Genomic DNA, 13204 nt, shown 5'->3' with positions numbered 1-13204 from the left:
CAGCCATCCTGGCTTTGGCGCTTCAGTTTGTCGACAAAGGGGAGTTCGGATTGGTATCACCCCAAACGATTGAAGAAATTTGCGACACTCCTGCCGAATAACTGGCTAGCCGAGACCCCGCAGCCGCTTGCTTTGATGCGGCTTGGCAGGCAGTCAGCGGAAAGGGAGCGGATTTCTGAAATCAACTTGTCTACGGTCTGAAGCTCCTCAGCTATCCTGGGTTTGGTGCTTAGTTCTCTAATCCGGCATAGATCGAATTAATCCGTTTAAATGGACAGGGAAATAGAATCATACATATAAACACCGCAGGTCATGAACTCCCTATTATGGACAGACTTGATCCAATGCTTGGATAACATGATCAACCTCTTCCCAGGAATGGATGGTAGCTCCTGAAGCCAGTGAATGTCCTCCTCCATTGAATTGACGTGCAACTGAAGCGATGGGAATATTCCGTGAACGTATCCTGACACGGATTTCAGAAGGATATTCGATGAAGAAAGCCCAGATTTTATTGCCCCTGGCACTTAGCGTATTGACTAGATTCGAAGCTTCGATTCGATCCACACCATACATATTTAAAAGTTCCTCCGTAATAATGAAGTAAGCTACACCTTTATCGGTTACCTTGAAGCTCAAGAGAATGTCTTTTTGAAGTCTTGAAGCGTTTTTTTTCTTTACATTAAGACTGTTATGGATTCTTTCTGGCTGAATATTATAAGTTCTTAAGTGTGAAACCATTTTTAATGTCCTCGGTGAGGTATTCCCATTCATGAAATTCCCTGTATCACTAAGTATTCCTGCATAAAATGATTTAGCCGCATCTTTATTCATGATAAATCCCACTGGAAATTCCAAGAATAAATCAACAAGCATTTCACTTGCAGAGCTATAAGAGGGGTCGACCCAAGAAAGATCACCGAATTGTTCATATTCAGGGTGGTGGTCAATTTTGACGAGCATGTCCCCTTGATCATAGCGGGAATCACTGATCCGTGAAATGTTGGCCGTATCACAAACAATCACTAAGGCACCTTTGTATTTGTTATCGGAAATGACATCCATATCACCAATGAATAGAAGCTTATCCACTTCTTCGCCTACCGTATAGACTTCTTTAGAAGGGTAGGAATGCTTCAATAGCTTCTTTAAACCGATTTGTGATCCCAATGCATCCGGATCCGGATTAACATGGCGATGAATGATGATTGTGTGGTATTTCTTGATCGCTTCGATTATTTCCGTTTTTTTATTGTCCATATCGCCATCTCCCTTTTAATTTTTCCTTGTCTGTCGAGCTATAATTGATAGTATGTATAATTCATATATTGACAGTTATGCATATTCAATCATCACATGCCTCACGAATAAAGGCAATTCCGATTACTACTGGAAGTATTTTTATAGTAACGGGAGGTATACTGCAGAGTAATTCAGTGAAAGTAATAAAAACATCCAAACAAAATTATTGCAAAATTCAAAAAATGGAATTATACTTAATTCACCAAACCGATGACAACAAGTTACCTTGTTGCATGGCCGGCTTGTTATAAAACTGGAATCCATAAAAATTGACTTGGTTCACTTGATCTTCCTTTGCAGGAAGACAGTTCGTGGATAAGGGTCAGTGAAACATTCAATGTAATGACATTGTTGGTTTTACTGGCTCTTTTTTGTGTATCCCGACAGTTTGAAAGGGGTGATGATATGAATGGAGCTTTGGAGAAAGTTAGGATTATCGATGTATCCCGTGTTTTGGCGGGGCCTTTTTGTTCAATGATTCTCGGTGATTTGGGTGCCGATGTTATTAAAATCGAGCATCATGAATCAGGGGATGAAACGAGAGGATGGGGTCCGCCATTCGTCCAAGGAGAAAGCGCTTACTATTTATGCGCCAATCGAAATAAGCAAAGCATGACCTTGAATTTAAAGTCGGAACAAGGGAAAGAGATCTTCCGGAAGTTGGTGTCTTCAGGCGATATCGTGATTCAAAATTTCAAGACGGGCACATTGGAAAAAATGGGGCTGGGTTATGAGGATTTAAAGGAATTCAATCCCAAGCTGATCATGGCCTCGATTACGGGATTTGGTTTAACCGGACCTTATAAGGATTTGCCTGGCTATGATTATATCATTCAAGCGATGAGTGGTTTGATGAGCATCACAGGAGCAAAAGATGGGAGTCCCGTGAAGGTCGGGGTGGCCATAGCTGACATATTGACTGGCCTCTATACATGCATTGGCATTTTATCCGCTTTACATCATAGGGATAAAGCGGGGGAAGGTCAGGAAATTGATATTTCGTTAATGGATTGTCAGGTTTCTTCATTGGTGAATGTCGCCAGCAACTATTTATTCAGTGGCTTGACCCCTGAAAGAATGGGAAACCAGCATCCCAATATCGTTCCATACCAGACATTCCGGACAAGCGATGGGGAGCTTGTCGTGGCAGTAGGAAATGATGATCAGTTCAGGAGATTTTCAACCGTTATAGGCAGACCTGATTTAGCCCAGCAGGAACAGTTTAAGCATAATGAAAAACGTTTGCAAAACAAGGAAGTATTAATTCCGATAATAGTTGATTTGTTAAAAGGAAAGACAAAGAAGGAATGGAAAAGGTTGTTTGATGATGCAGGGATACCCAATGGTCCGATCAATGATATAGCAGAGATGTTCGAGGATCCGCAAATCATCGCAAGAGGCATGTTGGTGAGCATGGAGCATCCCACTATCGAAGATCTCAGAGTGACGGGATCGCCCCTGAACCTTTCAAAAACGCCGGTTGCGATGAGAAAGCATCCGCCGCTCTATGGTGAGCACACGGATTCCATTTTGGCTGATATTGGATATAGTCCAGATCAAATAAGCAAATTCAAGGAAAATAAAATTATTTAGGAGGAATTTTAATGATGAATTTCGAATTAACAGAAGAGCAGCAAAGTGTGAAGAAAGTGGTAAGGAAATTTGTCGATAAGGAAATTATCCCTTACATTCAAGAGTGGGATAGGCAGGGTCAATTCCAGCCACATATTTTAAAAAGATTAGCGGAATTGCAGTTGATGGGCGTTTGTATACCAGAAGAGTATGGCGGAGTAGGAATGGATTATAATACCCTGGCCATCGTTTGTGAAGAGCTGGAGCGAGGCGATACGGCTTACCGAACTGCAGTTTCGGTACATACAGGGTTGAATAGCATGACCCTGCTGCAATGGGGGACGGAAGAGCAAAAACAGAAATATTTAGTACCGCAGGCAAAAGGGATCAAGATTGGCGCTTTTGGGTTGACTGAACCGAATGCGGGGTCTGATGTTGCGGCAATGAAATCAACGGCAAAACGTGTTGGGGACCATTATATCTTGAACGGGTCAAAAACATGGATCTCGCTCTGTGATTATGCAGATCATTTCCTCATTTTCGCCAAGACGGATCATGATGCCGGTTCAAGGGGAATCACTGCTTTTATTGTGGAACGGACTTTCGATGGAGTGGAGTCGAAAGCCATTAAAGGGAAATTGGGAATTCGTGCCGGGAATACAGGCGAAATCTTTTTAACGGATGTAAAAGTTCCAGTGGAGAATAGGCTTGGTGAAGAAGGTGAGGGCTTTAAGATTTCCATGTCGGCATTGGACAGCGGTCGGTTTACAGTGGCCGCAGGTGCTGTAGGGTTAATTGAAGCAAGCCTGGAAGCAAGCTTGAAGTATTGCCATGAAAGAAGCACATTCGGAAAAGAGATTGGCAGGCATCAGCTCGTTCAACAGATGATTGCCAAGATGACCGCAAATTTAGAGATTTCCAGATTGCTCGTCTTTAAAGCGGGTACGTTAAAAAATCAAGGAAAAAGGAATACGAAGGAAACATCGCTTGCCAAGTGGATATCATGTAATGCTGCAAACGAAGCTGCCAATGATGCTGTTCAAATTCATGGTGCCTATGGCTACTCGGATGAATATCCAGTGGAACGTTTTCTGCGGAATTCAAAAGCACCGGTCATTTACGAAGGAACCCGTGAGATTCATACTGTAATGCAGGGGGAATACGCACTTGGCTACAGACAAGATAAAGAGCTTCGTAAGCAATTGCCTGCATGGCCCTTCGAGCAGGTTTCCGTACATTAACTATAGATTGAGGAGATCAGATGATGAACACATATTTTATTGCAGGGCATGCAAAACTTCCACAAGGGATGGCAGCGAGAAATCTATATGATTCCATCACCATCACGGTAGAGCTTGACTTTAAATATGGTGTAATAGTCGAAGCTTCCTGCACACTTGCCACAGAACATGGCAGGGAATTCATTCGGCAGCTGCTCCGGGGCTATTGCCTGAAGGATGGTATCGAAGAATTGATTGATCGTGTGCAAATGCATTATCGTGGGAAGGCTAGTCAAGCCATTCAAGCAGGGCTGAAGGATGTGTACGCACAGTTCGAATTGGTCTCCGTTAAATAATAAGTGAAACTGGAAGGATCCTATCGTATGTAAAAGGGTAGGATCTTTTTTTTTGGATTTTAAATAAGAATCATTCATTTTTGTTGTAACGATTTAGGGATATAAAAAAGAGGTGTTGAAGAATACACCTCTTTGCCCTTCAATATATTTTTGTACAAATACATTAAAAGGGTTCATGAACCTAGAAGCCCCAAATCCAATTCCTACGGAAGTTTCTGTTGCAGCCGCGGCATCTGCAGTTGTGAGAAGAACACCGATTTCTGCACGTGCGCCTTCGGGTGCTGCAAGTGGACCTCCTCCTGCTCGTGCGCCTTTGGGTGCTGCAAGTGGACCTCCTCCTGCTCGTGCGCCTTTGGGTGCTGCAAGTGGATCTCCTCCTGCTCGTGCGCCTTTGGGTGCTGCAAGTGGATCTCCTCCTGCTCGTGCGCCTTTGGGTGCTGCAAGTGGATCTCCTCCTGCTCGTGCGCCTTTGGGTGCTGCAAGTGGACCTCCTCCTGCTCGTGCGCCTTTGGGTGCTGCAAGTGGACCTCCTCCTGCTCGTGCGCCTTTGAGTGCCGCATGTAGATCTCCGTTTCCAGCAAGAGTGCCTTTGCGTGCCGGAAGTGGACCTCCTCCTGCTCGTGCAACGTTTAGTGTTTCTGCGGGAAGTTCGCCTGTTATTGTTGTTTTTACGTGAAGAACGGCCTCTTGAACATGGGTCATTATGCATGAAATCGCTTAACCCGAAGGAATTGGCTCTATCCACCGCATTTTGTATATTTCGAATGATGTCTGACATATTTATATATCTCCTTTCTATACGTTAAACTATTCGCTTGTACGTAATATGCCAGAGATAATCGCACATTTTTATTAAAAATTTTTTTTGGGTGACACCCTTCGCTTTTTTTCCATAATTTAATAGGAAAGTGAAAGGGAAGGGAAGGGTTATATGAATTCTGATAAGAAGCTGCCCGTGTACCAGCTTTTTATTCCGCCAGTTAATTTAATGGAACTTCGCAGAGATATATGGTGTAATGATCCTTTACCGGCAAAGTTAACACTTAACAGAAAAAAACTTGATATTGATATTGTTTACCGTGGCTCCCATATTCGCGGTTTTCGCAAAAAATCCTATAATGTCGTCTTTTATAAACCTAAAACTTTTAAGAATGCCAAGGAAGTTCATTTAAATGCCGAATTTAAAGATAAATCTTTACTAAGAAATAAATTATCTTTAGACTTTTTTGCGGATATAGGCACATTATCACCGAACTCCCAGTTCGTTTTCCTGAATCTGAACGGAAAGGACGAAGGGGTATACCTGGAATTGGAATCGGTGGATGAATATTATTTGAAGACAAGGGGGCTGCCCAAGGGTGCCATTTACTATGCAGTGGATGGTGATGCCAATTTCTCATTGATGAGCGATTTGGATAAAGGAATCAAAAAATCATTGGAGATGGGCTATCATAAAAAATGCGGGACAGCAAAGGATGAATTATATTTACAAGAACTGATTCTTCAAATCAATACAATTTCAAGAGTGGATTTTGAAAAGGAAATCGTAAAATATGTCGATGTCGAAAAATACCTGCGCTGGCTGGCCGGTGTCATATTTACGCAAAACTATGATGGGTTCGTTCATAACTATGCCTTGTATCGAAATGGAGATACTGGACTCTTTGAAATGATTCCATGGGATTATGATGCGACATGGGGCAGGGATGTTAACGGGAAAGTGATGGAAGAGGATTATGTGGGAATCGAGGGATTCAATACATTGACTGCCAGAATCCTTGATGTAAGGGGATTTCGTGTCCGGTACCAAGAACTTCTTAAGGAAATTTTGATCAATCATTTTAATGTAGGCTATATGAAACCTATCATTCAGGAAATGCATGATCAAATAAGACCTTATGTTTCAAAAGATCCATATATTAAGGAAAATATTGAGAAATTTGATAATGAGCCCGAATTCATCCTGAAATTCATTGAGGCCCGTGCAAAGTTTATTAATAGCCGTCTGCATAAATTGGATTAATAATTCCTACCCTTTAGTGATGGGACCATGAAAAATATAAAAGCAGGAGTGTTGAAAGAAAAGCACTCCTGCTTTTTTCTGCACGATTCCATTTGCTTTTCTCAACTATTACAGCTATGTTTGATAGAAAGATATAATCTAAAGTAATGAAGGATGGGAATGGATTGACTAATCATAGCCGCAAACCGGCATATATATATACGTTTACGTGCACCCCTGACGAACGCTCATTATCTAAAATGGAGATGCGCTCGTTCTTTGGCTTTGAGACTTCAGGGGATATTTTGAAAAGTGATATCGCAATTGAACCGAGCAGGAGCCCTTTCATAAAAGGGCGGGTCGACGTCATGTTTGAAGGGGAAAGCATATCCGAAATCGTTGAGCAAGTGAAGGATATTCATTTGCCAGATTCGACGTTCAAAGTATTATTCGTGAAAATTAACGACTTAAATAAAGAAGCAAAAATAGATTATGATGGACAGCGTGAAATTGAACGGGAGATTGGCTGGCACATTCAGGGAAATGCCGATGTGCGTAATCCTGATCAGGTCTTTGGAATCGTGACCCTTGGAGGACGTTGGTTTTTTGGGAAGTATGTCAAACCTGAAGCGGTTTGGTTAAAACATATGAAAAAGCCCCGTGAATATTCAACAGCGCTTAGCACAAGAGTGGCGAGGGCCATTGCCAATATAGCCGTTCCGCATCCGCATGGGGTGAAGGCAATTGATCCATGCTGCGGAATTGGAACGGTATTGGTAGAAGCACTGTCGATGGGAATCAATATTGTCGGCAGGGATATCAACCCGCTTGTTACCGACGGTTCCAGGGAGAACATTGCTTATTTCGGACTCGAAGGTGATGTAACTACAGGTCCGATTTCGGAGGTCACCAGTAAATATGATGTAGCGATTATTGATATGCCCTACAATTTATATACACATGCGACACCGGAAGATCAGCTATCGATCCTTAAACATGCCAGGAGCTTTGCTGACAAGGTCGTCGTCGTAACGATCGACACGATGGATCATATGATTGAAGAAGCAGGATTTGAAATCTCCGATCGCTGTGTAGCCAGGAAAGGCATTTTTTCCAGGGAGATTGTAGTATGTGTGTGAGTTTCTTCAGCAAGAAAAGGCTGAAATCTTTAATGGATATGGACTTACCCTGTCAAGTTGACAACTAAAAAAGGCTTGTCCGCCATCTGGCCCGATATTAAAATCCGTGCCGGATGGCGGACAAGCCCCCTTTACAATTACGTTTCAAACTTATCTAGATTCCCGGTGTAGATGAACTTTCCGGAATATTTTCATAGTCTGATGGATTAAGATTATGAACCGATCCATCTGTTACTCCATCGATAATACCCATTAGCCCCGTTTCAACCGTTTTTACGAGCTGGCCATTCTCTTTTTGCCCAAAGTTTTGTGTTTGACCACTAACTTCAAATAGAACCGTCCCACTTCCGTTTAAAGCAAACGTCCCTAAAGCAGTTCCTGGCAGGTCGATAGATTGATCGTATAATGAAATATCTGTAAACACGGAATTTCCTCTTGCTTGCAGTGAGTTATACGCAGCAAGTGTCAACTGACGGGAGAAATCATATTTAAAATTATCTGCATACTCTGCATATTTAGCCCCTTCGGGAGTGCTTGGGTTAGGAACGAATTTTCCTGAAATTGACATAGTTGCACGCTCATCAGTTCCTTCGATATATGGGAACCCTTGATGATGAAGGTCGATAAAAACATCCACTTTCCCGAATTTCGACTTTAACTCTTTATATGTGTCACGTACCGTTTGCGCTTCAGGCGTAATAAACCAGCCCGGCTTTTCAGATGCCCCCGGGAAGTCTTGGGGCTTCGGTACATAGTTTAGATTAGGATTAAAGTCACGATTAACATCAAATCCGGGTTTGCTAGCATAGTCGTCTCCTGATCTCGGAGTAGTGTAATAGTTCCAAGTAGGTTTCACATTAGAAAGCTGGGGGAATTTCCCTACAACCTCAGACCATGTCATCTCATTTCCACGACGATCAAGCTCTGAGCCGTCCACGTTCATCATTGGGATAGCAACAATTGTTAGTTCATCAAGGACCTTCTTTACCTCAGGCGAGTTACTTTGACCAAGGTTTTTAAGAATGTTCAATAACGCAACAGTTCCTGTTTTTTCATTTCCATGAATTTCGCTTTGAATAAGAATGACTTTGTCACCATGACCGACAGTCACTTTTTGAATGGAACGGCCCTGATTCGTTTTCCCGGCCACTTCTACATTTACTTTCCCTGCACTCACTTGCTCAAGTTGGTTTAATTTTTTTACAAGTTCGTCATAATTAAGGAATGCTTCGGTGGAAAGATTCGTTCCGCCTGTCGTATTTGGTCCTCGTTCAGCTAAGCTGACATTTGGGCCAAGTAATGCTGCGGCTACTACTGTTGAACTTAAAACCTTTAAAAATTTTCTTTTCACATTCATTCTCCTGTTCTGAAAATATTTAATATTCAGATAATGAATTCTTCACTTGCTAATCGTTTTCCTGTTAGATTAATTAATACACCCAAAAAGGCCCATGTATTTCAGTCTCAATTATTTTGTATATTTCTCCATGAAAAGTAAAGCCCCCACTAAGTGGGGACGATTTTAATTTCAGCCTTTTTTGATGTCATTTAGCTTGATAATGAACTACATGTTCAACGAGTTTTTTCGTGACCTTCCCCTGATATTCTAAATAATCCAAATGGCCGATAATTTCTGACATGACGAGCGGGAATTCCGTTATATATTTTTGTTTGTAAAACTCCTTTGCCAGTTCATTGCCTGTAGAAATTCCAGATTCTATCAAGGCCAGTATTTTTTGTGATTTTCTCTCTATGCTGTTGAGTCTTTTTTCAATCGTATGACCAGGTTGTTCAATGATGTTACCATGACCAGGAAATAGGAGATTCACCCGTAATGCTAAACATCTTTTTAATGAATCAATATGATCTACAAGAGTCAACATTCTATTACCGTTTTCATCAGGTTCGATCAAGGCATTGCTTGATATATGTTCAATCAATAAATCACCGGCAAGAAGCCGTTTTCCTTCTTGTTCAAGGAATGCAATTTGATCAGGGGCATGCCCTGGAAATTCGATCACTTCAAAATTCAGCCATTGCTTGTCCGTGATTGCGATGATGTCGCCATTCAGTTTTTGATCTTTATTATTATCGACCGCGTTGAATAGGTAAGCCACTTGTTTATCTCCAAGTTCACCACAGCCCATCTCATGGTAAAGCTGCTTATAAAATTCAATTCTCATACTTAAGAAGTCAGGGTCCCTTTTTAAACGGGGAATGGATTTAGAATGGGCATAAACGGGAATCGGATGATGTTCGGTAATCCGGTTGACCAAACCAACATGGTCTCCATGGTGATGGGTTAATAAAATTTCCGTTATATCTCCAAGGGTAAATCCATTTTCGTTTAATGTTTGCTGGAGTAAATTCCAGCAGACGTCATCATTCATACCTGCATCGACTAATGTTAAAGATTCATCCTGTTTAACTAAATAAAAGTTTATACTTTTTAAAGATAAAGCGCTTGGAGCTATAATTGGATAAATTTTAAATGTTGTATTCGTTTTCATGAACGTCCCATATCCTCCTAAATCGAGATAAACTTCATCTGGAAATTACTAATGACCGAATAGATTTAAAGGGTTATTATTCTATGATTAGTTGAATGAACTGAAACTGTCAAGCGGAAGCTTCCAGGCAATCGAGAAATTTAATAGTAAGATTTATTGGAAATGAATGGTCTATTTATCTAGTTTATTTTAAAATTGAATAAACAAGCCAGTAATTTAGCCAATATTCTTTTAATTTTTTTATGTAATGAAAAACTGAAGGCGACAAAAGGTGCAAAAATGCTTTTCATGGAACGAAACGGTATAGGAGGTTTATGGGTTGAAGCAAAAAATATATATTACAAGGAAATTGCCAGAACAAATCATCGAAGGTCTTAGTCAAAATTATGATGTCAGGATGTGGGATCAAGAGGATATACCGGTCCCTAGAGAAGTCCTTGAAGAAGAAATAAAAGAAGCCGAGGGGCTGCTTTGCTTATTGACGGAACAAATCGATGAGTCACTGATTGAACAGGCGCCTAATCTGAAAATCATCGCGAATATGGCAGTGGGCCATAATAATATCGATGTTCAAACTGCAACAAAAAGGGGCATCATGGTAACGAACACACCAGGGGTTCTAACGGAAACGACAGCGGATTTAACCTTTGGCTTACTGCTTGCAACGGCGAGAAGGATGATGGAGGCTGAAGATTATTTAAGGAGTGGAAAGTGGGAAACTTGGTCGCCGATGCAGCTGACCGGACAAGATGTATACGGTGCAACGCTGGGTATCATCGGGTTAGGCAGGATTGGGGAAGCCCTTGCCAAAAGAGCTAAGGGATTCGATATGAATATAGTTTATTTTAATCGAAGCCGTAAATATGAACAGGAAAAAGAATTAGGAATCGAATATCAGCCTCTTGAAAAATTGCTCCAAATCTCGGATTTCGTTTGTGTCATGCTTCCGCTCACACCGGAAACCAATTACATGATTGGCAAGGAGCAGCTTGAATTAATGAAAGGGACGGCTGTGCTCATAAATACCGCAAGAGGCGGGATTATCGATGAAAAAGCGTTGTACCAGGCGCTGGAAAGTCGAGGGATTTGGGCGGCTGGATTGGATGTATTCGAAGAAGAGCCCGTCCCTGTGGACCACCCGCTGCTAACATTGCCCAATGTGGTTACATTGCCGCATATCGGCAGTGCCAGCATTGCCACAAGATTGAAAATGGCAGCTTTGGCTGTACAAAACTTGATGGAGGGGTTATCTGGTGATACTCCCCGTAATTTAGTATTTTTGAATAAATTAAAATGATCCTAAAATGGGATTCGGAATGGTTTCATTCCGAATTCCTTTCACGATTTTAAAACGAGACTTGGTTATATTCCGGGAGTTTTTACTGTTTTATATAAAAATACGTGAACGGCCGAGAAAAAGCTCCGGATAACAAAAAACGTCCGGTATAAGGGGTGAAAAGTGCTCCTGCTGAAATCGACTGCAACGTTTTTTAAATAAAAAACGGCAGGCAAGCTGACTTTACTTCGAGTTTGTCTACAGTATATAGTGACTCCAAAATGGGGTCATTTTTTATTGGCTTTTTTAGCCGAAGCTGAAAATGTTGCTCAAAGGGAGTCGCATCCGAAGGTGGGAATCGTGTTAACCTTTGAAAGTTTTCCTTTATCCTCACATTAATGCTTAATTGAGTGCTGAAAGGAAGTAACGAATTCAAGTGAAGCATACTTATCGTAAATTATGCCGATCTTTTGTAAAATAAAGAAAGTCGAGTTTATTTAGGAGAAACAATTAGTTGAAAGGGATAGGGTAATAATGATTGAAATGAAGGAAACGATATCATCAGGCAACGAAATGACTAAATCCAAAAGGCTGTTGATGGCTCTTATGCTGGGATCTTTTGCAGCGATTGGACCACTGTCACTTGATATGTATTTACCTGGCCTCCCTACACTGGCAGAGGATCTGAATAGCAGTACGTCTTTAGCGCAGCTGAGCTTGACGGCCTGCTTATTAGGATTGGCTTTGGGCCAAATTTATTTAGGGCCTCTAAGTGATGCAAAAGGAAGGCGGACACCGTTAATCATATCTTTATCCATTTATTGCATTTCATCTCTGTTATGCGCTTTTGCACCAACCATTGAATTGCTTTTATTATTACGTTTTATCCAAGGTATTGCGGGAGCGGGAGGCATTGTCATTTCAAGGGCCATAGTTCGTGACCTTTTTTCAGGAACGGATTTGACCAAGTTCTTCTCCATGTTAATGCTGGTGAATGGGGCGGCTCCGATATTGGCACCGGTTTTTGGCGGTCAGCTTTTGCAGTTCACTTCTTGGCGGGGAGTTTTCATTGTCATTTCAGTATTAGGTATCATTATGGTTGCGGCTGCATTTTTTGGGATAAAGGAAACTTTATCGCCTAATCTCAGGAGTGCCGGTGGGGTAAATGATACAATCAGGACATTTGGGAACTTATTGAGAGATCGTGTGTTTATGGGCTATGCTTTTTCACAAGGATTCATAAGTGCCGCTATGTTCGCTTATATTTCCGGATCACCTTTTGTTCTCCAGAACATTTATGGGGTTTCCCCACAGACCTTTAGCCTGATTTTTGCAATAAACGGAATTGGGATCATCATCGCTTCACAAGTTGCCGGGAAGCTGGCAGGGAAGGTCAAAGAAGAAAAACTGCTTCAAATGGGATTATGTCTAGCTTTGTTTGGGGGAATATTACTTCTTGCCTCAGTCCTTCTTGAAATGGGGTTGGCAGGAATTTTGGTCGCTTTATTCCTCTCCGTCTCCAGCGTAGGTATTGTCGGTACAACGAGTTTTTCTTTAGCGATGCAGAATCAGAAAAAAACTGCAGGCAGTGCTTCGGCTTTAATTGGCCTGCTTCCATTCATTTTAGGATCACTAATGGCTCCACTGGTGGGATTAGGTTCAGGTGAGTCCCCCTTGCCGATGGGAATTGTGATGGTAAGTTGTCATGTCATCGCCATGTTCGCTTATTTACTCCTTGCCCGTCGCGGATTAAGGCGAGTTGCTTAAAAAGGAAAAAAGCTGAAATCCTGATGTGGATTTCAGCTTTTTCTTTTAAGGGGGTAAGTA

General features: G+C 41.6%; 11 protein-coding genes and 1 pseudogene. 7 read left to right on the top strand and 5 right to left on the bottom strand.

Features of this window, described 5'->3' with window-relative positions; translation table 11 throughout:
* Positions 1-324: 324 nt before the first annotated feature.
* The gene (locus MPH60_RS15825) at positions 325-1260 is read right to left on the bottom strand and encodes a DHH family phosphoesterase (RefSeq protein WP_241590555.1); all 936 of its coding nucleotides are present in this window, start codon (positions 1258-1260) and stop codon (positions 325-327) included.
* A gap of 447 nt (positions 1261-1707) precedes the next feature.
* On the opposite strand from MPH60_RS15825, the gene MPH60_RS15820 reads away from it, so the two are divergent.
* The 3 genes from MPH60_RS15820 to MPH60_RS15810 are packed head-to-tail and all read left to right on the top strand — an operon-like array spanning position 1708 to position 4450.
* Entirely contained in the window at positions 1708-2895 is a 1188-nt protein-coding gene (locus tag MPH60_RS15820) for a CaiB/BaiF CoA transferase family protein (RefSeq protein WP_241590554.1), read from the top strand.
* A gap of 14 nt (positions 2896-2909) precedes the next feature.
* Positions 2910-4115: an acyl-CoA dehydrogenase family protein gene (locus MPH60_RS15815; RefSeq protein ID WP_137020391.1), complete on the top strand. Its 1206-nt coding sequence runs from the start codon at positions 2910-2912 to the stop codon at positions 4113-4115.
* 23 nt (positions 4116-4138) lie between these two features.
* Positions 4139-4450 carry a DUF3870 domain-containing protein gene (locus tag MPH60_RS15810; protein ID WP_241590553.1) on the top strand — a complete coding sequence of 104 codons (312 nt, stop codon included), beginning with the start codon at positions 4139-4141 and terminating at the stop codon, positions 4448-4450.
* Positions 4451-4543: 93 nt separating this feature from the next.
* On the opposite strand, the gene MPH60_RS15805 is transcribed toward MPH60_RS15810, so the two are convergent.
* Complete coding sequence (locus MPH60_RS15805; protein ID WP_241590552.1) at positions 4544-5152, bottom strand: hypothetical protein; 609 nt, start codon at positions 5150-5152, stop codon at positions 4544-4546.
* A gap of 22 nt (positions 5153-5174) precedes the next feature.
* Positions 5175-5228 (bottom strand): annotated as a pseudogene (locus MPH60_RS27975) (hypothetical protein); the annotation flags it as partial.
* Positions 5229-5381: 153 nt separating this feature from the next.
* Between MPH60_RS27975 and MPH60_RS15800 the strand changes: the two are divergent.
* Together MPH60_RS15800 and MPH60_RS15795 are read left to right on the top strand one after the other, a co-directional pair.
* Complete coding sequence (locus MPH60_RS15800) at positions 5382-6473, top strand: CotH kinase family protein (protein ID WP_241590551.1); 1092 nt, start codon at positions 5382-5384, stop codon at positions 6471-6473.
* A 164-nt stretch (positions 6474-6637) separates the two neighbouring features.
* The gene (locus MPH60_RS15795; RefSeq protein WP_241590550.1) at positions 6638-7591 is read left to right on the top strand and encodes a TRM11 family SAM-dependent methyltransferase; all 954 of its coding nucleotides are present in this window, start codon (positions 6638-6640) and stop codon (positions 7589-7591) included.
* A 154-nt stretch (positions 7592-7745) separates the two neighbouring features.
* Here the strand turns inward: MPH60_RS15795 and MPH60_RS15790 are convergent, their stop codons facing one another.
* Together MPH60_RS15790 and MPH60_RS15785 are read right to left on the bottom strand one after the other, a co-directional pair.
* Positions 7746-8942, bottom strand: a complete 1197-nt coding sequence (locus MPH60_RS15790) for a M14 family zinc carboxypeptidase (RefSeq protein ID WP_241590549.1) — start codon at positions 8940-8942, stop codon at positions 7746-7748.
* Positions 8943-9135: 193 nt separating this feature from the next.
* A complete protein-coding gene (locus MPH60_RS15785; RefSeq protein WP_241590548.1) occupies positions 9136-10101 on the bottom strand; it encodes an MBL fold metallo-hydrolase in 966 nt (321 codons plus the stop codon).
* 319 nt (positions 10102-10420) lie between these two features.
* Between MPH60_RS15785 and MPH60_RS15780 the strand changes: the two genes are divergently transcribed.
* A complete protein-coding gene (locus MPH60_RS15780; RefSeq protein ID WP_241590547.1) occupies positions 10421-11398 on the top strand; it encodes a 2-hydroxyacid dehydrogenase in 978 nt (325 codons plus the stop codon).
* A 522-nt stretch (positions 11399-11920) separates the two neighbouring features.
* Entirely contained in the window at positions 11921-13144 is a 1224-nt protein-coding gene (locus MPH60_RS15775) for a multidrug effflux MFS transporter (protein WP_241590581.1), read from the top strand.
* The last annotated feature ends 60 nt before the right edge of the window (positions 13145-13204 follow it).

It is taken from the genome of Peribacillus sp. Aquil_B1 (assembly GCF_022603275.1).
GTDB lineage: Bacteria > Bacillota > Bacilli > Bacillales > DSM-1321 > Peribacillus.
This window is presented reverse-complemented; position numbering and strand designations above follow the sequence as displayed.